The 24,620-nt window shown below is 63.2% G+C and carries 16 protein-coding genes; 15 read left to right on the top strand and 1 reads right to left on the bottom strand.

Annotation, left to right across the window (positions count from 1 at the left end; all coding sequences use genetic code 11):
• Positions 1–158 precede the first annotated feature (158 nt).
• The 12 genes from P6U25_RS14945 to P6U25_RS15000 all read left to right on the top strand — a co-directional run bounded on the left by P6U25_RS14945 (position 159) and on the right by P6U25_RS15000 (position 19,611).
• A complete protein-coding gene (locus P6U25_RS14945) occupies positions 159–905 on the top strand; it encodes a response regulator (RefSeq protein WP_407151918.1) in 747 nt (248 codons plus the stop codon).
• Entirely contained in the window at positions 905–2,239 is a 1,335-nt protein-coding gene (locus P6U25_RS14950; RefSeq protein WP_407151919.1) for an ATP-binding protein, read from the top strand. Before P6U25_RS14945 ends, P6U25_RS14950 begins: the two co-directional genes overlap by 1 nt.
• A 338-nt stretch (positions 2,240–2,577) precedes the next feature.
• Positions 2,578–2,769, top strand: coding sequence for a preprotein translocase subunit SecE (gene secE, locus P6U25_RS14955; RefSeq protein WP_407151920.1), 192 nt, complete (start codon positions 2,578–2,580; stop codon positions 2,767–2,769).
• Positions 2,770–2,789: 20 nt separating this feature from the next.
• The gene (gene nusG, locus P6U25_RS14960) at positions 2,790–3,323 is read left to right on the top strand and encodes a transcription termination/antitermination protein NusG (RefSeq protein WP_016840553.1); all 534 of its coding nucleotides are present in this window, start codon (positions 2,790–2,792) and stop codon (positions 3,321–3,323) included.
• A gap of 128 nt (positions 3,324–3,451) precedes the next feature.
• A complete protein-coding gene (gene rplK / locus P6U25_RS14965; RefSeq protein ID WP_027583240.1) occupies positions 3,452–3,880 on the top strand; it encodes a 50S ribosomal protein L11 in 429 nt (142 codons plus the stop codon).
• A gap of 6 nt (positions 3,881–3,886) precedes the next feature.
• The gene (rplA, locus tag P6U25_RS14970) at positions 3,887–4,579 is read left to right on the top strand and encodes a 50S ribosomal protein L1 (RefSeq protein WP_407151921.1); all 693 of its coding nucleotides are present in this window, start codon (positions 3,887–3,889) and stop codon (positions 4,577–4,579) included.
• 618 nt (positions 4,580–5,197) lie between these two features.
• Complete coding sequence (rplJ, locus tag P6U25_RS14975; protein WP_407151922.1) at positions 5,198–5,716, top strand: 50S ribosomal protein L10; 519 nt, start codon at positions 5,198–5,200, stop codon at positions 5,714–5,716.
• Positions 5,717–5,770: 54 nt separating this feature from the next.
• Positions 5,771–6,148 carry a 50S ribosomal protein L7/L12 gene (gene rplL, locus P6U25_RS14980; protein ID WP_016847588.1) on the top strand — a complete coding sequence of 126 codons (378 nt, stop codon included), beginning with the start codon at positions 5,771–5,773 and terminating at the stop codon, positions 6,146–6,148.
• 550 nt (positions 6,149–6,698) lie between these two features.
• Positions 6,699–10,817, top strand: coding sequence for a DNA-directed RNA polymerase subunit beta (rpoB, locus tag P6U25_RS14985; RefSeq protein WP_407151923.1), 4,119 nt, complete (start codon positions 6,699–6,701; stop codon positions 10,815–10,817).
• A gap of 127 nt (positions 10,818–10,944) precedes the next feature.
• Entirely contained in the window at positions 10,945–15,147 is a 4,203-nt protein-coding gene (gene rpoC / locus P6U25_RS14990; RefSeq protein ID WP_407151924.1) for a DNA-directed RNA polymerase subunit beta', read from the top strand.
• 181 nt (positions 15,148–15,328) lie between these two features.
• Positions 15,329–17,386 (top strand): FAD-dependent oxidoreductase, encoded by a 2,058-nt coding sequence (locus P6U25_RS14995; protein ID WP_407151925.1) that lies wholly within the window; start codon positions 15,329–15,331, stop codon positions 17,384–17,386.
• A gap of 206 nt (positions 17,387–17,592) precedes the next feature.
• On the top strand, positions 17,593–19,611 hold the full coding sequence (locus P6U25_RS15000; protein ID WP_407151926.1) for an ABC transporter ATP-binding protein: 2,019 nt from the start codon (positions 17,593–17,595) through the stop codon (positions 19,609–19,611).
• A 157-nt stretch (positions 19,612–19,768) separates the two neighbouring features.
• On the opposite strand, the gene P6U25_RS15005 is transcribed toward P6U25_RS15000, so the two are convergent.
• Positions 19,769–20,956: an FAD-dependent oxidoreductase gene (locus P6U25_RS15005; RefSeq protein WP_407151927.1), complete on the bottom strand. Its 1,188-nt coding sequence runs from the start codon at positions 20,954–20,956 to the stop codon at positions 19,769–19,771.
• 691 nt (positions 20,957–21,647) lie between these two features.
• Here P6U25_RS15005 and rpsL point away from each other — a divergent pair.
• Genes rpsL through fusA form a run of 3 tightly spaced genes read left to right on the top strand, consistent with a single transcriptional unit; the run spans position 21,648 to position 24,608 of the window.
• Positions 21,648–22,019: a 30S ribosomal protein S12 gene (gene rpsL, locus P6U25_RS15010; protein ID WP_006611834.1), complete on the top strand. Its 372-nt coding sequence runs from the start codon at positions 21,648–21,650 to the stop codon at positions 22,017–22,019.
• Between the two features lie 15 nt (positions 22,020–22,034).
• Complete coding sequence (gene rpsG, locus P6U25_RS15015) at positions 22,035–22,505, top strand: 30S ribosomal protein S7 (RefSeq protein WP_280977347.1); 471 nt, start codon at positions 22,035–22,037, stop codon at positions 22,503–22,505.
• A 30-nt stretch (positions 22,506–22,535) separates the two neighbouring features.
• Positions 22,536–24,608 (top strand): elongation factor G, encoded by a 2,073-nt coding sequence (gene fusA / locus P6U25_RS15020; protein ID WP_407151928.1) that lies wholly within the window; start codon positions 22,536–22,538, stop codon positions 24,606–24,608.
• Positions 24,609–24,620: the final 12 nt, after the last annotated feature.

Genomic DNA, 24,620 nt, shown 5'->3' on the forward strand with positions numbered 1-24,620 from the left:
ATAGAGCGGGGCCGCCGAGGTCGGGATTAAGAGATATTAAGTCAGATGTAGCGTGCGAAACCGCGCGACCTATTTGAGCCACATTTGGCCGCGCACGCTTAACAAACGCTATATTTGCGTGGCTGCGCATCTGCGGCAGATGCCTCTAAAATGCCGTGATGCAAATCCTGGAAGATGACCTCGTGGCTTTCCCCGTCACCAACGCGCGCATTCTCTGCGTCGAGGACGATGCCGATATCGCGCACATGCTGGCCGAGGTGCTGGAGGACAACGGCTTCAGACCAGTCCTGGTCGGTTCGGCCGTCGAGATGGATATGCTGCTCAAGCGCGAGAGCTTCGATCTGATCGTGCTCGACGTGATGCTGCCGGGCGAGGATGGACTGAGCATCTGCCGACGCCTGCGCATGTCGTCCTCGATTCCCATCATCATGCTGACGGCGCGGAGCGAGGACATCGACCGCATCCTCGGCCTCGAGCTCGGCGCCGACGACTATGTCACCAAGCCGTTCAATTCGCGCGAGATGGTGGCGCGCATCCGCGCGCTGTTGCGGAGGGTCGAGAGCGGCTCTGCATCCCGCTCGCGGCCGCGCTCTTTGACCTTCGCCGGATGGCGCATCAATCCGACCACGCGTGAACTGCATGACCCCGCAGGCGTCCGCATCACGCTGACCGGGGCCGAGTTCGACCTGCTGCTGGCGTTTTGCCGCAATCCGGGACAGGTGCTGTCGCGCGAGCAATTGATGGAGCAGGCCTTCGGCGGCCTGATCGCATCGGTCGAGCGCAGCGTCGACGTTCATATCAGCCGCATCAGGCAGAAGATCGAGCCGGATCCGAAGGACCGCTCGATGATCAAGACGGTGCGGCTCGGCGGATACGTGTTCACGCCGGCAGTCGAGCAAATCTGATGGGATGGGCGCAGCGGCTGATGCCGCGCCGCATCGCCGCGCAACTCACGAGCCTCGTCGCGCTCTCGGAACTGATCGGTGTCACGCTCGCAGCGGCGACCGTGATTTTTCTGTTCGACGCTCCCTCGGTCACCGACACGCAAAAGTTCCTGGCGGGGCGGGTCGCGGAGCTCACGCTGCTGCTGCGTTCCGCGAAGACGCCGACCGACGCGGATGAACTGCTGGCGACAGCCAGACGCGGCGGTCTCGATGTCAGGCGCGTCGCCTTGGGCGAACTCGTGCCGCGAACAGCCGGTGACATGCGATCGTTTTCCATGAGAGCGTTTCGGCAGCTTGCGGCCGAGCCGGGAATTGAATTGCTGGAGGGGTTCCGTCATCCGGCAGGCTCGTCGTCACAGGTGGTCGTGAAGCTCGACGACGGCCACGCCTTGATGGCCGACGTCACGGTCAAAGGCGGCTTTTGGTCCTTTCTGGTCCGCCCGGCGGCCGCGGGCGCGATCATCGTGCTGATGTCCATGGTGCTGCTGTCGATTTATGCGGTGCGCTGGGTGATCGCGCCGCTGGCCGAGGTCGCGCGCGCCGCGACCTCGTTCGGCCGCTCGCCCCGGGCTGCCGAGGTGCTGCGCCGCCGCGGTCCGCTGGAAATCGCCCAGGTCGCCGACGCGCTCAACGACATGCGTACGCGTATCGCAGCGCTGCTCGACGACCGCACCCGCATGCTGGCTGCGATCAGTCATGACCTGCGGACGCCGCTGACGCGACTGAGGTTGCGCTCGGAGCGCGTAAGCGAAGATACCCTGCGCACGGCGATGCTGGCCGATATCGCCAAGATGACCCGCATGATCAACGAGACGCTGGAGTATCTGCGCGAGGATGCCCGCTTGGAGGCGGTGTCGTGCATCGACCTGCCGAGCTTCCTGCAGACCATCTGTTCGGATTTCGCCGACATGGGCCACGCGGTGTCCTATGCCGGGCCGGTGCGGCTGCCCTATGTCTGTCGGCCCCGTGCGCTGTCGCGCGCCGTCACCAACATCGTCGAGAATGCGGTCAAGCACGGCAGCACGATCATGGTGGCGCTGCGGCCCACGGCGTCCGACCACATCGAGATCGAGGTGGCTGACGACGGACCCGGCATCCCGGCGGCGCTGCACGACAAGGTGTTCGAGCCCTTCTTCAAGGCCGACAGCGCACGGCAGGAGGGCGGCTTCGGGCTGGGGCTGTCGATTGCACAAGATATTGCCAAGCGCCATGGCGGCAGCATCGCACTGAGGCCGCGGGAGCCGAGTGGCTTGCTCGTCTCGATGCTGCTGCCGCCAAAACCCGTCCTGGTCTAGACGGGACGAGACGGGCGACAGCGATCTCGGCAGGACGTCGGGCTATCGCCGGGCGCCGGCTAAGCCCTTGATTTGGAGAGGCCAACACCCGATCGGCCCGAGCCGGGCAGGCGCCCGATGCGTCCCCGCCGACCTTGACGTTTGGCCAGTCCCGCAGTAGATAGCCGGCACTCGCAGCCGGCCCGCTTTGATGGCGGATATCCGGCGCGGCCTAATTCCCCGAACAATCGAGCTCGTTCATCGGCTCAACCTTCCAAACGAGGGCTGGGTCCTCAACATCGGCTGTTCGGATTCCTTGAAGCTTTGCAAATCGTTCGGTGACGGACGCGGATCTCACGATGGCTTTCAGCCCGTTCAAATTCCTGCAGGAAGTGCGCTCGGAGACCGCCAAGGTCACCTGGCCGACGCGCCGCGAGACGACCATCACCACCATTATGGTGTTCGTGATGGTGGCGCTGGCCTCGATCTTCTTTTTCGCCGCGGATCAGATCATCCGCTACCTGATCACCATGATACTGGGCATCCACTGATGAGCATCGGAACTCAATTGATGGACAAGCGCTGGTACATCGTCCACGCCTATTCGAACTTCGAGAAGAAGGTCGCGGAGTCGATCCGCGAGCAGGCCAAGCAGCGCGGCCTGGAGGAGCTGTTCGAGCAGGTCCTGGTGCCGACCGAAAAGGTCACCGAGGTGCGCCGCGGCCGAAAGATTGACGCAGAGCGCAAGTTCTTCCCGGGCTACGTGCTGGTGAAGATGAAGTTGACCGACGAGGCGTTCCATCTGATCAAGAACACCCCGAAGGTGACAGGCTTCCTCGGCGCCGAAAACAAGCCGATGCCGATCTCGGAGGCCGAGGCCATGCGCATCCTGCATCAGGTGCAGGAGGGTGTGGAGCGGCCGAAGGCGTCAGTGTCGTTCGAAATCGGCGAGAACGTGCGCGTGGCCGATGGCCCGTTCGCGTCGTTCTCGGGCGTGGTGGAAGAAATCGACGAGGCGCGCTCGCGCGTGAAGGTCGCGGTGTCGATCTTCGGCCGCGCCACGCCGGTCGAACTGGAATTCGGTCAGGTCGAAAAGGTGGTCTGACCGGACGGCGCGGGGTATATGCCTCGCGTCAGCAAAGGCCGTGGGAGGCGGGAGGTGGTCGCCAGCCCCTTCAACCGAACCACGGAACCTGAAACCGCCGGCACCGTCCGGCACAACAGGAGTGATAAATGGCAAAGAAAGTGACCGGATACCTGAAGCTTCAGGTCCCGGCCGGTGCGGCGAACCCGTCGCCCCCGATCGGTCCCGCGCTTGGTCAGCGCGGTCTCAACATCATGGAGTTCTGCAAGGCGTTCAACGCGCAGACCCAGAAGGAAGAGAAGAACACCCCGATTCCGGTGATCATCACCATCTATGCGGACCGTTCCTTCACCTTCGAGATGAAGACGCCGCCGATGTCCTACTTCCTCAAGCAGGCGGCCAAGATCCAGTCCGGCTCCAAGGCGCCGGGCCGTGACAAGGCCGGTCAGGTGACCAAGGCGCAGGTGCGCGAGATCGCCGAGAAGAAGATGAAGGACTTGAATTGCGACACCGTCGAAGCGGCCATGAAGATGGTCGAGGGCTCGGCCCGCTCGATGGGTCTGGAAGTTGCGGGGTAAGGCGCCATGTCAATCGGAAAGCGTTTGAAGAAAGCCCGCGAAGGTATTGATCGCGAGAAGCTTTACCCGCTCGCGGATGCCATCAAGATGGTCAAGGAGCGCGCCAAGTCGAAGTTCGACGAGACGATCGAGATCGCGATCAATCTCGGCGTCGATCCGCGCCACGCCGACCAGATGGTCCGCGGCGTCGTGAACCTTCCCAACGGAACCGGCCGTACGCTCCGCGTCGGCGTGTTCGCGCGCGGCGCCAAGGCTGAGGAAGCCAAGGCCGCCGGTGCCGACGTCGTCGGCGCCGAAGATCTGGTCGAGAAGGTGCAGGGCGGCACGATCGATTTCGATCGCTGTATCGCCACTCCCGACATGATGCCGCTGGTCGGTCGCCTCGGTAAGGTGCTCGGTCCACGCGGCATGATGCCGAACCCGAAGATCGGCACCGTGACCATGGATGTCACCAGCGCCGTGAAGGGCGCCAAGGGCGGCTCGGTCGAGTTCCGCGTCGAGAAGGCCGGTATCGTGCAGGCCGGCATCGGCAAGGCCTCGTTCTCCGAGGACAAGCTGGTCGAGAACGTCAAGGCGCTCGCCGATGCGGTCGCCAAGGCGAAGCCGGCAGGCTCGAAGGGCACCTACATCCAGCGCGTGGCGGTCTCCTCCACCATGGGCCCGGGCGTGAAGGTCGAGCCGGGTACGATCCTCGGCTAAGATCTTCCCAAGTCGTGCGATAGAGCAGGGCGGAATCGGGCAGTCGGTTCCGCCCTTTGTTTGTTTTGGCGGGTGAGGCCAATTCCAACTGGTCTGAATTTTGCTCTTGGCAAGTCGGACGAGACTCGCTAAATACCGCGCTTCCGGGCGTGCCAGCGGTTGCTGGCATGTCCGTGCTCGCATTCCGAAAACCCGAGACGATAGGAGACCATTCCTTTCCGCATGCCCGCAAGGACGTCGAGAGGAAGGGACCCCGTCGCTTCAAACGGAACGTGAGCGGGGGCGTTCGGCAGAGCCGAATCGCCTCGATCCTGTCCGAGACTGCAGGCGCCAGCGAGAACTTCGTGTTTTCAACGGCTTAATCGCATGGCCTGCATAGACGGGTGAAGACCGGATTTCGCATTCCAGTTCGCGATCGCCTCGCGGCTGGGCGCTGATTTGGTTCGAACCTCGACAGCCCATGGCCGCAAGGTCCTGGGAGGGCAGGCTTCTAGAACGTCGTCTTGCCCGGCATGTCCGAAGGGCTCACGCCCGACGGATCAGGTTTTGGGTGGGACGATGGGTGCAACCCGGCGGTCCTGTCCTCGCGGAAAGGCCGCCAACCGGAGAGAGCTTGCTGTGGAACGAGCGGCAAAAAAAGAGGCGGTCGAACAGCTCAACGAGGTCTTCAAGACCACGAGCGTCGCGATCGTTGCTCATTATTCCGGCCTCACCGTCGCCCAGATGCAGAAGCTGCGCATGCAGATGAAGCAGGCGGGCGCGTCGGTAAAGGTCTCGAAGAACCGTCTCGCCAAAATTGCTCTTGAAGGCACTGACGTCGCTTCCATCGGCTCCCTGCTGAAGGGGCCGACCGTGATCGCAACTTCCAACGATCCGGTCGCGGCGCCAAAGGTTGCCATCGAATTCGCCAAGGCGAACGAGAAGTTCGTCATCCTCGGCGGCTCGATGGGTAAAACCGTCCTGAATGTCGACAGCGTGAAGGCGCTTGCCTCACTGCCGTCGCTCGACGAACTGCGCGGCAAGCTTGTCGGCCTCATCCAGGCGCCGGCGACCAAGCTCGCTCAGCTCTCCAACGCGCCCGCGGCCAAGCTCGCACGCGTCATTCAGGCTCATGCCTCAAAGGGCGAAGCGGCCTGACCCCTTCGCTAATCTCAAACCTGGTTCGAACCAAACGTTTAAGGAAACTGATCAATGGCTGACTTGCAGAAAATCGTCGACGACCTCTCGAGCCTCACCGTGCTCGAAGCGGCCGAACTCGCCAAGCTCCTCGAAGAAAAGTGGGGCGTGTCCGCCGCTGCCGCCGTTGCGGTGGCCGGTCCGGCCGCTGGCGGCGCTGCTGCCGCTCCGGCTGAAGAGAAGACCGACTTCACCGTCGTGCTGGCTGCCGCCGGCGACAAGAAGATCGAGGTCATCAAGGAAGTCCGCGCCATCACCGGCCTGGGCCTGAAGGAAGCCAAGGACCTCGTCGAAGGCGCTCCGAAGCCGCTCAAGGAAGGCGTCAACAAGGAAGAAGCCGACAAGATCAAGGCCCAGCTCGAGAAGGCTGGCGCCAAGGTCGAACTCAAGTAACCGCTGGTTATTTGACCAAAATCCCGGGCGCGCGACAGCGGGCCCGGGTCTGCCCGAACGGGGCGCGAGAGCCGGGTTCCGGTCATGGCGGCACGGGTGGGGCAGGACACTGCAGAGCCCCAGAGCGCGGTCAGTCTCCGGGATCATGCAAACGGCGTGCGACGGATTGTCGCGTGGCGTGGTGGACACAAGAAAGTGTGGGGAATCGTAGACTTAACCCTCGAATCTCCATTATTGCCTACCCATATCGGGTCGGCAGCGGAAAAACACGGTCGGCGGCGGGAGCGGCAGGGTCTCCCGGCGGAAGCCGTTGGGAGACAGTCAGATTTCGGGCTTTTTCAGTCCGTGAAGCGAAAGGTTTGGACGAGCGGGTGCAGGCATGCGCCCCGCGCGTCGTTTTGCGTTTTGAAGGCCGCCGGTCCGGGTTGGGGATTTAATTCCTGAATTTGGGCTTCGTTCCTTCGAGGCGATTCGAAATTCAACCCGGGGGCGATGGCAGTCGCGTCCCGGAAGGTTCGCCCCACAAAGGCGACGAAAATGAGAGGCCACGATGGCGCAGCAGACATTCACCGGTCGCAAACGCGTACGCAAGTTTTTTGGTCACATCAAGGAAGTCGCAGAGATGCCGAACCTCATCGAGGTTCAGAAGGCGTCCTATGACCAATTCCTGATGGTGGACGAGCCGGCCGGCGGTCGCCCGGACGAGGGCCTGCAGGCTGTGTTCCGCTCGGTGTTTCCAATCTCGGATTTCTCCGGCACCTCGATGCTCGAATTCGTCCGCTACGAGTTCGAGCCGCCGAAGTATGACGTCGACGAGTGCCGCCAGCGCGGCATGACCTTTGCTGCGCCGCTCAAGGTGACGCTGCGCCTGATCGTGTTCGATATCGATGAGGAAACCGGCGCCAAGTCGGTGAAGGACATCAAGGAGCAGGACGTCTACATGGGCGATATCCCGCTCATGACGATGAACGGCACCTTCGTCGTCAACGGCACCGAGCGCGTCATCGTCTCGCAGATGCACCGTTCGCCCGGCGTGTTCTTCGACCACGACAAGGGCAAGACCCATTCGTCCGGCAAGCTGTTGTTTGCCGCGCGCGTGATTCCGTATCGCGGCTCCTGGCTCGACATCGAGTTCGACGCCAAGGACATCGTGTTCGCGCGCATCGACCGCCGCCGCAAGATTCCCGTGACCTCGCTGATGTACGCGCTCGGTCTCGACGGCGAGCAGATCCTCTCAACCTTCTACAAGAAGATCACCTACAAGCGGACCAAGGACGGATGGCGCGTGCCGTTCGACGCCAACCGCTTCCGCGGCTATTCGACCGTCAACGACCTGATCGACGCCGACACCGGCAAGGTGGTGCTCGAGGCCGGCAAGAAGCTGACCGTGCGCCAGGCGCGCCAGCTTCAGGAGAAGGGCCTGAAGGCGCTGCGGATGGCGGACGAGGAGCTGGTCGGCAACTATCTCGCCGAGGACCTCGTCAATCCGAAGACCGGTGAGATCTACGCCGAAGCCGGCGAGGAGATCACCGACAAGTCGCTCAAGGTGCTTAACGAGCAGGGCTACAAGGACCTGCCGCTGCTCGACATCGACCACGTCAATGTCGGCGCCTACATCCGCAACACGCTCTCGGCCGACAAGAACATGACGCGCGAGGACGCGCTGTTCGACATCTACCGCGTGATGCGTCCGGGCGAGCCGCCGACGCTGGACTCGGCGCAGGCCATGTTCCAGTCGCTGTTCTTCGATTCCGAGCGCTACGACCTGTCCGCGGTCGGCCGCGTCAAGATGAACATGCGCCTCGAGCTCGATGCGCCCGACACCCATCGCACGCTGCGCAAGGAAGACATCCTGGCGGTCATCAAGACGCTGGTCGACCTGCGCGATGGCAAGGGCGAGATCGACGACATCGACCATCTCGGCAACCGCCGTGTGCGTTCGGTCGGCGAGCTCATGGAGAACCAGTACCGGATCGGTCTGCTCCGCATGGAGCGCGCGATCAAGGAGCGCATGTCGAGCGTCGACATCGACACCGTGATGCCGCAGGATCTGATCAACGCCAAGCCCGCGGCTGCCGCGGTGCGCGAGTTCTTCGGCTCCTCGCAGCTCTCGCAGTTCATGGACCAGACCAACCCGCTGTCGGAGATCACCCACAAGCGGCGCCTGTCGGCGCTTGGCCCGGGCGGTCTGACCCGCGAGCGGGCCGGCTTCGAGGTCCGCGACGTCCATCCGACGCATTACGGCCGTATCTGTCCGATCGAGACGCCGGAAGGTCCGAACATCGGTCTGATCAACTCGCTGGCGACGTTCGCGCGCGTCAACAAGTACGGCTTCGTCGAGACGCCCTATCGCAAGATCAAGGACGGCCGGGTCACCGACGAGGTGGTCTACCTCTCGGCGATGGAGGAGGGCCGCTATCGCGTCGCGCAGGCCAACGTGCCGCTCGACGCCAAGGGGCGCTTCACGGAGGACCTGATCGTCTGCCGTCACGCCGGCGAAGTGCTGCCGATCACGCCCGACAAGGTCGATTACATGGACGTGTCGCCGAAGCAGCTCGTTTCGGTCGCCGCGGCCCTGATCCCGTTCCTCGAGAACGACGACGCCAACCGCGCGCTGATGGGCTCGAACATGCAGCGCCAAGCGGTGCCGCTGGTTCGCGCCGAGGCGCCGTTCGTCGGCACCGGCATGGAAGGCGTGGTGGCCCGTGACTCGGGTGCCGCGATCGCCGCGCGCCGTTCCGGCGTGGTCGACCAGATCGACGCCACCCGCGTCGTGATCCGCGCCACCGAAGATCTCGATCCGACCAAGTCGGGCGTCGATATCTACCGGCTGATGAAGTACCAGCGCTCCAACCAGTCGACCTGCATCAACCAGCGTCCGCTGGTGAAGGTCGGCGACATCGTCAAGAAGGGCGACATCATCGCCGATGGTCCGTCGACCGATCTCGGCGAGCTCGCCCTCGGCCGCAACGTGCTGGTCGCGTTCATGCCGTGGAACGGCTACAACTTCGAAGACTCGATCCTGCTCTCCGAGCGGATCGTGAAGGACGACGTCTTCACCTCGATCCACATCGAGGAGTTCGAGGTGATGGCTCGCGACACTAAGCTCGGGCCTGAGGAAATCACCCGCGACATTCCGAACGTCTCGGAAGAAGCGCTGAAGAACCTCGACGAAGCCGGTATCGTCTACATCGGTGCGGAAGTCCGCGCCGGCGACATCCTGGTCGGCAAGATCACGCCGAAGGGCGAGAGCCCGATGACGCCGGAAGAGAAGCTGCTCCGCGCCATCTTCGGCGAGAAGGCCTCCGACGTCCGCGACACCTCGCTTCGTGTCCCTCCCGGTGTGCAGGGCACGATCGTGGAAGTCCGCGTGTTCAATCGTCACGGCGTCGACAAGGACGAGCGTGCGCTGGCGATCGAGCGCGAGGAGATCGAGCGTCTGGCCAAGGACCGCGACGACGAGCAGGCGATCCTGGACCGTAACGTCTACAATCGCCTTGCCGAGCTCCTGGAGAACCGCCAGGGCATCGCCGGCCCGAAGGGCTTCAAGAAGGATACCAAGATCACCCGCGCGGTGCTCGACGAGTATCCGAAGTCGCAATGGTGGCTGTTCGCCTCGCCGAACGACAAGCTGATGGCCGAGATCGAGGCCATGCGGAAGCAGTACGACGAGTCGAAGAAGGGCCTCGAGCAGCGCTTCCTCGACAAGGTCGAGAAGCTGCAGCGCGGTGACGAATTGCCGCCCGGCGTGATGAAGATGGTCAAGGTCTTCGTCGCGGTGAAGCGCAAGATCCAGCCCGGCGACAAGATGGCCGGCCGTCACGGCAACAAGGGTGTGGTGTCGAAGATCGTTCCGATCGAGGACATGCCGTTCCTCGAGGACGGCACCCATGCCGACATCGTGCTGAACCCGCTCGGCGTGCCGTCGCGCATGAACGTCGGCCAGATCCTGGAGACGCATCTGGGCTGGGCGTGCGCCGGCCTCGGCAAGCGCATCGGTCAGACCATCGACGCCTACTATCACAAGCAGGATCTCAAGCCGCTGCGCGAGACCCTGAAGAAGATCTACGGCGAAGATGAAACCATCAAGTCGCTGAACGATAACGAGCTGATCGAGCTTGGCCGCAACCTGAGCCACGGCGTGCCGATCGCCACTCCGGTGTTCGACGGCGCCAAGGAGACCGACATCGAGGAGATGCTGAAGCTTGCCGGCTTCGACGCCTCCGGCCAGTCGACCGTCTATGACGGCCGCACCGGCGATGCGTTCGATCGCAAGGTGACGATGGGCTACATCTACATGCTCAAGCTGCACCACCTGGTGGACGACAAGATCCACGCGCGTTCGATCGGTCCGTACTCGCTCGTCACCCAGCAGCCGCTGGGCGGCAAGGCGCAGTTCGGCGGCCAGCGCTTCGGCGAAATGGAGGTCTGGGCGCTCGAAGCCTACGGCGCTGCCTACACGCTGCAGGAAATGCTGACGGTGAAGTCGGACGACGTCGCCGGCCGTACCAAGGTGTACGAGGCGATCGTGCGCGGCGACGACACTTTCGAGGCCGGTATTCCGGAATCGTTCAACGTGCTGGTCAAGGAAATGCGCTCGCTCGGCCTCAACGTCGACCTGCACAATTCCAAGATGGGACCGGCACCGACCTCGGAAGCGGCCGAGTAACGCTGCGATCTATGCCCGGCGCGACAGCGCCGGGCCTTCGCACTCCGCTCGGACGTTGAGCGGGGCGCGGGCCGAATAAAAGTTTCGAATTTGCTGCCGGTGACGATCGGCACGCGAGGAGAAGACCATGAACCAAGAGATTATGAATCTTTTCAATCCGACGACGCCGGCCCAGGTCTTCGACCAGATCCGGATATCGATCGCGTCTCCGGAGAAGATTCTGTCGTGGTCCTACGGCGAGATCAAGAAGCCGGAGACCATCAACTACCGCACGTTCAAGCCGGAGCGTGACGGCCTGTTCTGCGCGCGCATCTTCGGTCCGATCAAGGACTACGAGTGCTTGTGCGGCAAGTACAAGCGGATGAAGTACAAGGGCATCATCTGCGAAAAGTGCTCGGTCGAGGTGACGCTGTCGCGCGTGCGGCGCGAGCGCATGGGCCACATCGAGCTGGCCGCACCGGTCGCCCACATCTGGTTCCTGAAGTCGCTGCCGTCGCGCATCGGCCTGCTGCTCGACATGACGCTGAAGGATCTCGAGCGGATCCTCTACTTCGAATATTACGTCGTGCTTGAGCCGGGTCTGACCGCGCTGAAGGACCGTCAGCTCCTGTCGGAAGACGAGTATCTGAAGGCGCAGGACGAGTACGGCCAGGATTCCTTCACCGCCATGATCGGCGCGGAGGCGATCCGCGAGCTGCTCAAGGGGCTCGACCTCGACAAGCTGGAGGCGCAGTTGCGCGCCGAGATGGCGGAGACCGATTCCGACATCAAGCACAAGAAGCTCGCCAAGCGTCTGAAGATCGTCGAGGCGTTCCGCGTCTCCGGCAACAAGCCGGAATGGATGATCATGACGGTCGTGCCGGTGATCCCGCCGGACCTGCGTCCGCTGGTGCCGCTCGACGGCGGCCGGTTCGCGACCTCGGACCTCAACGATCTCTATCGCCGCGTCATCAACCGCAACAACCGCTTGAAGCGGCTGATGGAGCTGCGCGCACCCGACATCATCATCCGCAACGAAAAGCGCATGCTGCAGGAGGCCGTCGACGCACTGTTCGACAACGGCCGCCGCGGCCGCGTCATCACGGGCGCCAACAAGCGTCCGCTGAAGTCGCTCGCCGACATGCTGAAGGGCAAGCAGGGCCGGTTCCGCCAGAACCTGCTCGGCAAGCGCGTCGACTATTCGGGCCGTTCGGTGATCGTGGTCGGTCCCGAGCTGCGCCTGCATCAGTGCGGCCTACCGAAGAAGATGGCGCTCGAGCTGTTCAAGCCGTTCATCTATTCGCGGCTCGACGCCAAGGGCCTCTCCACCACGGTGAAGCAGGCCAAGAAGCTGGTCGAGAAGGAGCGTCCGGAGGTCTGGGATATCCTCGATGAGGTGATCCGCGAGCATCCGGTGCTGCTCAACCGCGCGCCGACGCTGCATCGTCTGGGCATCCAGGCGTTCGAGCCGGTGCTGATCGAGGGCAAGGCGATCCAGCTCCATCCTTTGGTTTGCGCCGCCTTCAACGCCGACTTCGACGGCGACCAGATGGCCGTGCACGTTCCGCTGTCGCTCGAAGCGCAGCTCGAAGCGCGCGTCCTGATGATGTCGACCAACAACATCCTGCATCCCGCGAATGGCCAGCCGATCATCGTGCCGTCGCAGGACATCGTGCTTGGTCTGTACTACGTCTCGATCATGCGTGAGGGTCTGCCCGGCGAGGGCAAGATCTTCGGCGACATGGCCGAGCTCGAGCATGCGCTGCACTCGAAGGTCATCCATCTCCACACCAAGATCAAGTATCGGTGGGAGGGGCTCGGCGAGGACGGCAAGCCGTCCAAGCGCTGGATCGAGACCACCGCGGGCCGCATCATGCTCGGCAATCTGCTGCCGAAGCACTCGAAGATCTCGTACGACATCATCAACAAGCTGATGACCAAGCGCGAGATCTCCGGCGTCATCGACCAGGTCTATCGTCACTGCGGCCAGAAGGAGACGGTGATCTTCTGCGACCGCATCATGGCGCTCGGCTTCTACAATGCGTTCAAGGCCGGCATCTCGTTCGGCAAGGACGACATGGTCGTGCCGCACGGCAAGTGGAAGATCGTCGATACCACCCGTACGCTGGCGAAGGATTTCGAGCAGCAGTACAACGACGGTCTGATCACCCACGGCGAGAAGTACAACAAGGTCGTCGACGCCTGGTCGAAGGCGACCGAAGAGATCGCCAAGGCGATGATGAAGGAAATCTCCGCCACCAAGAAGACGGCGAGCGGAGCCGACGCCGACATCAACTCGATCTACATGATGGCGCACTCCGGTGCGCGTGGTTCGCCGGCGCAGATGCGCCAGCTCGCCGGCATGCGCGGCCTGATGGCCAAGCCGTCGGGCGAGATCATCGAGACGCCGATCATCTCCAACTTCAAGGAAGGTCTGTCGGTGCTCGAGTACTTCAACTCGACCCACGGCGCCCGCAAGGGCCTCGCGGACACCGCGTTGAAGACCGCGAACTCGGGCTACCTGACCCGCCGTCTGGTCGACGTCGCGCAGGACTGCATCATCACGCAGTCCGACTGCGGCACCACGCTCGGCATCAAGATGCGCGCCATCGTCGACGCCGGCACGGTCGTTGCCTCGCTCGGCTCGCGCATCCTGGGCCGCGTGGCCTGCGATGACGTGCGCGATCCCGCCACCAACAACGTGATCGTCAAGCGCGACACGCTGATGGAGGAGAGCCATGTCGACGCGATCCAGCAGGCCGGCATCCAGGAGGTGAAGATCCGCTCGGCGCTGACCTGCGAGCTGATCAACGGCATCTGCGGCAAGTGCTACGGCCGCGATCTGGCCCGCGGCACCCCGGTCAACCACGGTGAGGCCGTCGGCGTCATCGCGGCGCAGTCGATCGGCGAGCCGGGCACGCAGCTCACGATGCGTACGTTCCACATCGGCGGCGCAGCGCAGCTCAACGAGCAGTCGTTCGTCGAGTCGAACTTCGACGGCAAGATCGTGATCAAGAACAAGGCAATCGCCCGCAACAGCGAAGGCCACCTGATCGCGATGGTGCGCAATATGGTCGTTGCGATCGTCGATGCCGACGGCGCCGAGCGTGCGACCCACCGTATCCAGTACGGTTCGCGCATGCACGTCGACGAAGGCGACACGGTCAAGCGCGGCCAGCGCATCGCCGAGTGGGATCCCTACACCCGCCCGGTGCTGACCGAAGTCGAGGGCACGATCGGGTTCGAGGACCTCGTCGAGGGCCAGTCGATCTCGGAAACGCTCGACGAGTCCACCGGTATCGCCAAGCGCGTGGTCATCGACTGGCGTACGACGCGCGGCGGCTCGGACCTGCGTCCGGCCATCGTGGTCAAGGGCAAGGATGGCAAGGTGATGAAGCTCGCGCGTGGCGGCGATGCCCGCTACATGCTGTCGGTCGACGCCATTCTGTCGGTCGACATCGGCGCGAAGGTCATGCCGGGCGACATCCTGGCGCGTATCTCGACCGAGAGCGCCAAGACGCGCGACATCACCGGCGGTCTGCCGCGGGTGGCGGAGCTGTTCGAGGCTCGCAAGCCGAAGGACGCGGCGATCATCGCGGAGACCGCGGGCACGATCCGCTTCGGCCGTGACTACAAGAACAAGCGCCGCATCTCGATCGAGCCGTTGGACAAGACCGAGGAGCCGCGCGAGTACCTGATCCCGAAGGGCAAGCACATCCACCTTCAGGACGGCGATATCGTCGAAAAGGGCGACTTCATCGTCGAAGGCAACCCGGCACCGCACGACATCCTGGCGATCAAGGGCATCGAGGAGCTCGCTGCCTATCTGGTCAACGAAATCCAGGAGGTCTACCGGCTGCAGGGCGTGCTCATCAACGACAAGCACATCGAGGTGATTGTCCGTCAGATGTTGCAGAAGGTGGAGATCACCGATCAGGGCGACACCGACATGATCTCGGGCGAGCAGGTCGACAAGATCGAGTTCGACGCGCTCAACACCAAGGCCAAGGAGGAGGGCAAGAAGCCCGCCACGGGTACGCCGGTTCTGCTCGGCATCACCAAGGCGAGCCTGCAGACCCGCTCCTTCTTCTCGGCGGCGTCGTTCCAGGAGACCACGCGCGTGCTCACTGAAGCTGCCGTCAACGGCAAGGTGGACCCGCTCGAAGGCCTCAAGGAGAACGTCATTGTCGGCCGTCTGATCCCGGCCGGCACCGGCGCCTCGATGGCGCGGATCCGCGAAGTCGCAATGAAGCGCGACAAGCTGATCCTCGACGAGCGCGAGAAGCAGCAGGCGGCGATCGTGCCGACGGCCCCGGAAGCGGAGCCGCTGGCGCTGCCGCCGGCCGAATAAGGGCCCGCAGAACTACGGTAACAAACGAGAAGGCCGGCTTTGCGCCGGCCTTTTTGCTGCTTTCTTTCGGTGCTGCGGTGCAGGAACGCACTTTGTTCATCTTTCCTTCAGGCAGAAAAGTGCTTTTGCTAGGCTGACTTAGACCGGCTGCTTTGCAGTTTCCGGAGACGACGGAATCCTCATGCTTGACTTGGCTATCGTTGGCGGCGGCCCCGGGGGGCTGATGAGCGCCTGGTATTTGAAGCGTAAGCTCGGCGACCTCTGCCGCGTCACGATCTTCGAGGCGTCGAACCGGCTCGGCGGCAAGATTCTCACGCGCAAATTCGAGTCGGCGCCCGCGACATACGAGGCCGGCGTTGCCGAGATCTACGACTACTCGATGACGGGGCCGGACCCGCTGCGCGACCTGATCCAGCATTTCGGACTGCAGACGATTCCGATGGACGCCGAGCAGGTGCAGCTCGACGGCGAGCTGCTCGCCGATGTCGCGGGCATGCGTCGCAAATACGGCGCGAAGACCGCGGCCGCGATCGAGGCGTTCCGCAAGCGCTGCACCGAGCTGGTGTCGCCGATCGAATATTACGAGGGCGTCGGCGCTCACGACAACGAGCACCCATGGGCCTACAAGACCGCCGAGCAGGTGCTCGACGAGGAGGTCGAGGACGACACCGCCAAGCGCTTCTTCAAGGTGATGGCGCGATCCGACATCGCGACCGAGAGCCACAACACCAACGGCCTCAATGCGCTGAAGAACTACGTGATGGACGTCGACGGCTATATCGGCCTGTACTCGATCCAGAACGGCAACGAGCAGTTGATCGACTGCCTGCGTTCGGAAGTCGACGCCGACATCCAGCTCAATCACCGCGTCCTCAAGGTCGGCAAGACCGCAAGCGGCCGTTACCAGCTCAACATGATGAACGGCAAGGGGCCGGAGACGCGCGACTTCGACCTGGTGCTGGTCTGCCTGCCGCATTCCTGGCTCGCGACCATGCGCTGGGACGGCGAGGCGCTGCGCCGGTCGATGGTCAAGCATGTCGCCTATTTCGACCGTCCGGCGCACTATCTGCGGGTCTCGATCCTGTTCGACGAGCCGTTCTGGGGCGAGAAGATCCCGGGCGCCTGGTTCATGTCGGAAGCGTTCGGCGGCTGCTGCGTCTACAATGAGGGCGCGCGCCACGACGTCGGCAGGCACGGCGTGCTGAATTGGCTGATCGCGGGCTCCGATGCGCTCGCCTTCGCCAATCTCAGCGACCAGGAGCTGATCGACGCCGCGTTGAAGTCGTTGCCGGCCTCGCTCGGCAATGCGCGCGAGCATTTCCTGGAAGGCAAGATCCACCGCTGGCTGTCGTCGGTCAACGCGCTGCCTGGCGGCCTGCCGGTGCGCGATATCATGACCAATCACCGTCCCGAGCCGAAAGAGCATCCGGGCATCGTGGTGGTCGGTGACTATCTGTTCGATTCGACGTTGAACGGGCTGCTCGACTCCTCGGACGCCGCCACCGACATCGTCGTCACCGAGATGATGCGGCTGCGCCGCGCCCGCGCACAGGCCGACGCGACATTGTCCGACAAGATCGACCGCAGCTACTTCGACAACTATCGCGGCGCCGGCCCGTATAGCGATGCCTGGCGCCAATTCAGCGATCCCGATTATCTGATCGATCTGATCAAGACAGTGTGGGGCCGGGCCAAGGGCTACAAGCTGCTGATCGCCGGTTCCGCCAGCGGCGAGCTCGTCGGCGCGTTGCGCGACCGTGGCGTCGACGCCTGGGGCATCGAGAACAACCGCTACATCCATGGCAAGACGCCGAAGGCGCTGAAGAAGTACAACAAGCTCGGTTCGGTCGCCGACCTGCCGTTCAAGGCCAATGAGTTCGACTTCGTGTTCGAGACCAGCCTGTGCCATCTCGGCGAGAAGCAAGTGTCGCGTGCCGTGCGCGAGCTCAACCGGGTGGTGAAGACCGGCCTCGTGTTCGGCTCGGTGACCTCGGACATGGCGCCGGCCGTGATCGACCGCTACGACCTGCTGCGAGGCGTGAAGAAGCTCGGCACCTGGTGGGAATGGTCGGAGCTGTTCTTCGGCAACGGGTTCGACCTCGCGATGCATCGCCGCGACTGCACCGATGCGTTGTGGGCGCTGACGCTCGCTGCCAACAAGGGGCCGGGGCAGTGGTACGCCGACTCCGATAGCCTGCGCTATTCCTTCTTCGACAAAGTCGACGCCGACGAGGATTAGCTGGAATGGGCGCGAGCAGACATCTCGCGTCAACAAACCGTTAAGGTGCAGCGGCGGTCCTGCCGAATCCGTGGGGCGCCGCACTACACGTTGATTGCCCCAAACGCTTTGCCGAACTGGTCCTGATCGCATAGGATCGCCGCCGCAGTATTGCCGCTGCGATGTGGATTTGCGGTCATGCCGGCCGTGGAGCATCGGTTGGTTTCATGGCGCCAAAGTCTCCCGCATCCGACACCCCGAAACTGCTCGATCCCGACGATCCCGAGCTGAAGAAGAAGCTCGCGGTTGCGTCCGGCGCGACCGCGCCGGCCTCGCCGAAGCCGACCGCCGCGCCGGTGCAGGACGATGACGACGAGGAGGATAACGACGACGAACTCGACCTCGACGATGATGATGACGACGAGGAATTGGCGGTCTTCACTGCCAAGGAAGCCGCCGGCGCGCTCTCCACGATCTTCGCCTTCGTCAAGCCGATCCTGGCAAGCTACAAGAAGCCGTTCGCGTTCGTTACCATCGGCGTGCTGGTCGAGACGTTGTTCAACGTCATCATGCCGCTCAGCCTCAAGTTCCTGATCGACGACGCGCTCGGCGAGGAGGATTTCGGAGCCCTTTACAGGATTCTCGGCGTGCTTGCCGTCGCGGGCATCGTCACCTCGATCATCGCGGTGTGGTACGAGCGCTGGGATGCGCGGCTCGCCGCCGGCATCATTGCCGACGTACGGACGCGGCTGTTCGAGCACGTCCAGAATCTGCCGTCGGCCTATTTTGCGCGCACCAAGCGCGGCGAGATACTGTCGCGCTTCTCGATCGACCTCTCGGCGTTCGAGGGCTCGATCAAGAGCTTTGCCAACAGCGCGGCGCTGCCGTTGTTCGAATTGGTCGCCGGCATCATCCTGATGCTGTTCCTGAGCTGGCAGCTCGCCGCGATCGCGCTGCTGATCTTTCCGATCACACTGATCGGCCCGCGCATCCTGACGCCGAAGGCGGTGCAGGCGAATTACGAGCAGAAGCTGAACGAGGCGGCGCTGCTGGGGACAGTGCAGGAGAACGTGGCCGCGCAGGCGGTCGTGAAGGCATTCAACCTGCAGCGCCGGGCGCTCGGCTGGTTCACCCTGCGCAACCGCGACGTCAGGGCGAAGGCGGCCTCCGCCATGTTCCTGTCGACCATGGTGGAGCGCACCGTCACCATCGCGGTGCTGCTGCTGCACCTCGTTGTGCTGGCGCTCGGCGCCTATCTGGCGACCAAGGGACAGATCACCGTCGGCACTTTCGTGACCTTCGAGAGCGCGTTCTGGGAGGTGTCGTACAACATCGCCCACCTCATGCATTTCATTCCGGTGTCGATCCAGTCAGCGGCGGCGGTGCAGCACATCCAGGAACTGCTCGATGAGCCGACCCGCGGCGCCGACCGTCCCGGCGCCCCCGATCTGCCCCGCATCACCAACGACATCAGCTTCGACCACGTGACGTTCAAATACGAGGGCGCTTTGACGCCGGTGCTGGATAATCTCAGCCTCAAGCTCAAGGCCGGCAAGAGCGTCGCGATCGTCGGCCCCAGCGGATCCGGCAAGAGCACGCTACTGAACCTGATCTTGCGCCTCTATATGCCGGACGAGGGCCGCATCGCCATAGACGGCGTCGACATCCGTAAGGTGACGCGGGAATCGCTGCGGGCCAACATGGCGATCGTGTTCCAGGAGAACATGCTGTTCAACATGTCGATCCGCGAGAACATCCGGCTCGGCAAGGAGGGAGCAACTGACGCGGAGGTCGAGGACGCCGCGAGGAAGGCCGAGATCCACCGCTACATCATGAGCCTGCCGCAGAAATACGACACGCCGGTCGGCGAGCGCGGCGACACGTTGTCGGGCGGTCAGCGCCAGCGCATCGCGATCGCGCGCGCGATCATCCGCAATCCGTCCGTGCTGCTGCTCGACGAGGCGACCTCGGCTCTCGACCAGACCACGGAAGCTGCGATCAATCGCACGTTGCTCAAGGTCGCCAAGGGCCGCACCATGATCTGGTCGACACACCGCCTGACCTCGGTCGTCGAAATGGATGAGATCATCGTGATCTCGGGCGGCCGGGCGATCGAGCGCGGCTCGCATGCCGAGTTGCTTGCCAGGAACGGCGTCTACCGCAAACTCTGGGACGATCAAGGACACGCGCTGCACGGCGCGGACGATGACGACGGCGATGATGAGGACGAGGACGACGAGGAGTGATCCCGTCGTGGTTGCTGCCGGACGTACGCGCAGATCAGGCGAGCCGGCCGCGCTGCGATTGTCCGCCGATCGCGCGGCGTCCGGGGCGGACAGACCTGATCGGCACCCGTTTGTGGATTGTGTAGCGGATGGAGGCGGGCGCCAGCTCGGTTACCAGCTACTGCGGCGTCTGCGGCACCGCGTCCGCCACCGCCGCCCGGCCGTCGCCGCTGCGCAGCCGCCGAAGGCGTCCTTTGACAAAATAGGCGAAAAAGCGCGCCCAGCGCTGAGCGCGCCAATAGAGCCCGGGGTCGATCGACACCGAGCGGAACGAGAACGCCTTGGCGTTTGACCAGGCATCGCACGCCGCCTTGAGCGGATCGTCATAGTAGGTTGCTATCTTGTCCGCACCCATGCCGCAGGTCGCGAGCCAGGCCGGGATGTGAACGCTGCAGAGTTGCACCACGTCGGTGAACACCTTGTCGGTTCCGGTGCCGCTGACCGGGCAGGTGGCCGCGAAGGCATCGCCGACCAGCACAATGCCGGCCTGTCGATAGCCGGTGCTGACATAGAGGTCGGTCGGCCTGACCCTGACGTCGCCGGAGACATCGAACTCGCCGGTGATCCGGCGCAACCGCGGCAGCGCGGCGTTGAGTGCCTCGACCGGATTGTGCCGCATCGCGCGCAGCCAGGGATCGTCGGCTTGACGATAGGTGAAGAGATTGGCGCGCATCCGATCGTCGATCGGAAACAGCGTCAGGTAGGCGATGCGGTCGCTTGGCCGCTCCGAGAAATAAGTCATCGCCGCGAACGGGAAGGCGGAACGTCCGACCGGCACGAGATCGAAGCCGAATGAGATGGAGTGGCAGGGGCTGGTGATCTCGCGTCCGATGCCGAGGCTATGGCGCAGGCCGACGTTCAGTCCATTGGCGAGCACCACGAGCCGTGCCGAGATCGTGTCGCCGTTGGAAAGCGTTACCGTTTGGCGTTCGGCGCTGGTCCTGACAGCGACGACCTTGTCGCAGATAAATTCCGCCGGTCCGGCGATTTCGGCGCGGATCGCCGCGATCAGCTCGTCGTACATGATGCCGAACTGCTGGTTCGGGGGAGTGTCGAGCAGGTGGCCGAATCGCGCGATCCAGTTTTCGCCGCTCCGTGTCGCCGAGCGCAGCACTGATTCTGCGAATCCCGTCGCGGCGAATCGCTGCAGTTGCTCAACTCCGCCGAGCTTCTCGACGCGGAAATCGAACGGATAGGTCTGATGCGGGTCGATTAGGATGCTCGAAATCCCGGCGCGCCCGAGCATGGCCGCCGCGGTCGACCCCGCGAGGCCTCCTCCGATGATCGCAATGTCGGTGTGCCGCATGAAGGGGTACCGGGACGACAGAACCCGCTTTTTGCGCCGTGAATAGCAAAGGAAACCTTAGTTTTGCGGCCAACCCCGGTACCCCGATCGGGGAATAATTGTTTCTGATTATATTATACCCGGATAAAATATGATTCAGCCGACGCGCCCGAAGGTGACGTGGAGGCGGGGAGTTGTCATAATCCGGCCTGCACGCGAGCGCGGAGGAAATGCGAAATCCGCAGGCGCCAGAGGCGTTTCTTTGATTATCGTTTTGCTTGACTTCACTATCTTGCGCTTATACAAGGCGGCCACTTAACGACAGGCGGTGAGCAACGCCAGCGTCGGAACGGGACACCCCAAGCTCTCTTTTCGGGAGCCGAACGGGCACCAACCTCGACGAATGCCGCTCAAACGCTGTCGAAGATAGCTAGGCAATGCCAGGACGATTTTAGTTCTCTTGAGCAAGTCCTCTTGAGAGTGAATTCGGATGCATGACCTCGGCGGCGGGCTGAACGGCGAACGCTGAGCAGTTCTTTGTCGCGGTCCTCTGTGGCGTCGATGCGCTTTCCGCTCAGCGATGAGTGGTTGGCGCGATTTCGTTTTGCGTGGGTGTTTGTTCCGCGCCGAACGGGCCGTACGGGATGGCTGATCCCGAGAAGAATTTGCGGGGCCACTGAAGGTTTCGCGCGAACTAAAGGGTGAAGGCTGCATGCCGACGATCAACCAACTGATCGCTAATCCACGTGAAGTGCAGAAGTCGCGCAAGAAGGTGCCGGCGCTGCAGCAGTCGCCGCAGAAGCGCGGCGTTTGCACGCGCGTCTACACCACGACCCCGAAGAAGCCGAACTCGGCGCTTCGTAAGGTCGCCAAGGTGCGCCTGACCAATGGCTTCGAGGTGATCGGCTACATCCCGGGTGAGGGCCATAACCTGCAGGAGCACTCGGTGGTCATGATCCGCGGCGGCCGCGTCAAGGACTTGCCGGGCGTGCGTTACCATATCCTCCGCGGCGTGCTGGATACCCAGGGCGTCAAGAACCGTAAGCAGCGTCGTTCGAAGTACGGCGCGAAGCGTCCGAAGTAAGCGGGAAACGATCAGATGTCGCGTCGCCATTCTGCCGAGAAGCGTGAAGTTCTTCCCGATCCGAAGTTCGGGAACATCGTCATTACGAAGTTCATGAACTCGGTGATGTACGCCGGGAAGAAGTCGGTTGCCGAAAACATCGTCTACGGTGCGCTCGGCATGATCGAGGCCAAGACCAAGCAGAACCCGCTCGGCGTGTTCGAGCAGGCGCTCGAGAACGTGATGCCGACCATCGAGGTTCGCTCCCGCCGCGTCGGCGGCGCGACCTACCAGGTGCCGGTCGAAGTCCGTTCGGTGCGCCGTCAGGCGCTTGGCATCCGCTGGCTGATCTCGGCCGCGCGCGAGCGCAACGAGAAGACCATGACGGAGCGGCTCTCGGCGGAGCTGCTGGACGCGTCGAACAATCGCGGGAACGCCGTCAAGAAGCGTGAAGACGTGCACCGGATGGCGGAAGCCAACCGCGCCTTCTCGCACTATCGCTGGTAAGGCGAACAACGGAATCTAAGGAACAGTCTCATGCCCCGCCAACATGCCATCGAGGACTACCGCAACTTCGGTATCATGGCGCATATCGACGCCGGCAAGACCACGACCACCGAGCGCATCCTCTATTACACCGGCAAGAGCCACAAGATCGGCGAAGTGCACGAAGGTGCCGCGACGATGGACTGGATGGAGCAGGAGCAGGAGCGTGGCATCACGATCACCTCGGCTGCGACCACCGCGTTCTGGAACGGCAAGCGCCTGAACATCATCGACACCCCCGGCCACGTCGACTTCACCATTGAGGTCGAGCGTTCGCTGCGCGTGCTCGACGGCGCCGTTTGCGTCCTCGACTCCAACCAGGGCGTCGAGCCGCAGACCGAGACCGTGTGGCGTCAGGGCGACAAGTACAAGGTGCCGCGTATCGTCTTCGCCAACAAGATGGACAAGACCGGCGCCGACTTCTTCAAGTGCCTGTCTGATATCGTCGACCGTCTCGGCGCCAAGCCGATCGCGATCCAGCTTCCGATCGGTGCCGAGAACAACTTCAAGGGTCTCGTCGACCTCGTGAAGATGAAGGGCATCGTCTGGAACGATGAATCGCTCGGCGCCAAGTTCGACTACGTCGACATCCCGGCCGATCTCGCCGACCAGGCCAAGGAATATCGCGAGAAGATGGTGGAAGCCGCCGTCGAGCTCGACGACGATGCGATGGCCGCTTACCTCGACGGCAAGGAGCCGGACGAGGCGACGCTGAAGCGGCTGATCCGCAAGGCGGTGCTGACCGGCGCGTTCTATCCGGTGCTGTGCGGCTCCGCGTTCAAGAACAAGGGCGTGCAGCCGTTGCTCGATGCTGTCGTCGACTATCTGCCGTCGCCGCTCGACGTGCCCGCGATCAGGGGCACCGACGACAAGGGCAACGAGGTTGTGCGCAAGGCGGACGACAAGGAGCCGCTGGCGCTGCTCGCGTTCAAGATCATGGACGACCCCTTCGTCGGCACCATCACCTTCTGCCGCATCTATTCCGGTATTCTGCAGTCGGGCACCGGCGTGGTGAACTCGACCCGCGAGAAGAAGGAACGTATCGGCCGCATGCTGCTGATGCATGCCAACAACCGCGAAGACATCAAGGAAGCCTATGCCGGCGACATCGTCGCGCTGGCGGGCCTGAAGGAAGCGCGCACCGGCGACACGCTGTGCGATTCGGCCCATCCGGTGATCCTCGAAAAGATGGAATTCCCGGAGCCGGTGATTGAGATCGCGATCGAGCCGAAGTCGAAGGCTGACCAGGAAAAGCTGGGCGTGGCACTTGCCAAGCTTGCCGCCGAGGATCCGTCATTCCGCGTGTCGACCGACCACGAGTCCGGCCAGACCATCCTCAAGGGCATGGGCGAACTCCATCTCGACATCAAGGTCGACATCCTCAAGCGCACCTACAAGGTCGACGCCAATATCGGCGCACCGCAGGTGGCGTTCCGCGAGCGTGTCACCAAGCGGGTCGAGCACAGCTACACCCACAAGAAGCAGACCGGCGGTACCGGCCAGTTTGCGGCCGTGACGCTGATCGTCGAGCCGAACGAAGCCGGCAAGGGCTATGAGTTCGAGTCGAAGATCGTCGGCGGTGCGGTGCCGAAGGAATACATCCCCGGCGTCGAAAAGGGTCTGGAGAGCGTGCTGTCCTCGGGCGTGGTCGCCGGCTTCCCGGTGGTCGACGTCAAGGTGCAGTTGATCGACGGCAAGTTCCACGACGTCGACTCATCGGCGCTGGCCTTCGAAATCGCCACGCGCGCCTGCTTCCGCGAGGCGCTGCAGATGGGCAAGTCTGTTCTGCTCGAGCCGATCATGAAGGTCGAGGTGGTGACCCCGGAAGACTACACCGGTTCGGTCATCGGCGACCTGAATTCGCGGCGCGGCCAGATCCAGGGCCAAGACATGCGCGGCAATGCCAACGTCATCAACGCGATGGTACCGCTCATGAACATGTTCGGTTACGTGAACAACCTGCGCTCGATGAGCCAGGGTCGCGCGACCTTCACCATGCAGTTCGATCACTACGCCGAAGCTCCGGCGAACGTGTCGGCTGAAGTCCAGAAGAAGTTTGCCTGATTGTCGTTGACG

The organism is Bradyrhizobium sp. ORS 86, from assembly GCF_045571475.1.
Taxonomy (GTDB): domain Bacteria; phylum Pseudomonadota; class Alphaproteobacteria; order Rhizobiales; family Xanthobacteraceae; genus Bradyrhizobium.

Coding starts and splice junctions, on each gene's coding strand:
- rplL (WP_016847588.1), top strand. CDS start 5,771: ATGGCTGACTTGCAGAAAATCGTCGACGACCTCTCGAGCCTCACCGTG.
- rpsL (WP_006611834.1), top strand. CDS start 21,648: ATGCCGACGATCAACCAACTGATCGCTAATCCACGTGAAGTGCAGAAG.
- P6U25_RS15000 (WP_407151926.1), top strand. CDS start 17,593: ATGGCGCCAAAGTCTCCCGCATCCGACACCCCGAAACTGCTCGATCCC.
- P6U25_RS14950 (WP_407151919.1), top strand. CDS start 905: ATGGGATGGGCGCAGCGGCTGATGCCGCGCCGCATCGCCGCGCAACTC.
- rplK (WP_027583240.1), top strand. CDS start 3,452: ATGGCAAAGAAAGTGACCGGATACCTGAAGCTTCAGGTCCCGGCCGGT.
- rplA (WP_407151921.1), top strand. CDS start 3,887: ATGTCAATCGGAAAGCGTTTGAAGAAAGCCCGCGAAGGTATTGATCGC.
- P6U25_RS14995 (WP_407151925.1), top strand. CDS start 15,329: ATGCTTGACTTGGCTATCGTTGGCGGCGGCCCCGGGGGGCTGATGAGC.
- secE (WP_407151920.1), top strand. CDS start 2,578: ATGGCTTTCAGCCCGTTCAAATTCCTGCAGGAAGTGCGCTCGGAGACC.
- nusG (WP_016840553.1), top strand. CDS start 2,790: ATGGACAAGCGCTGGTACATCGTCCACGCCTATTCGAACTTCGAGAAG.
- rpsG (WP_280977347.1), top strand. CDS start 22,035: ATGTCGCGTCGCCATTCTGCCGAGAAGCGTGAAGTTCTTCCCGATCCG.
- P6U25_RS15005 (WP_407151927.1), bottom strand. CDS start 20,956: ATGCGGCACACCGACATTGCGATCATCGGAGGAGGCCTCGCGGGGTCG.
- fusA (WP_407151928.1), top strand. CDS start 22,536: ATGCCCCGCCAACATGCCATCGAGGACTACCGCAACTTCGGTATCATG.
- rpoC (WP_407151924.1), top strand. CDS start 10,945: ATGAACCAAGAGATTATGAATCTTTTCAATCCGACGACGCCGGCCCAG.
- P6U25_RS14945 (WP_407151918.1), top strand. CDS start 159: ATGCAAATCCTGGAAGATGACCTCGTGGCTTTCCCCGTCACCAACGCG.
- rpoB (WP_407151923.1), top strand. CDS start 6,699: ATGGCGCAGCAGACATTCACCGGTCGCAAACGCGTACGCAAGTTTTTT.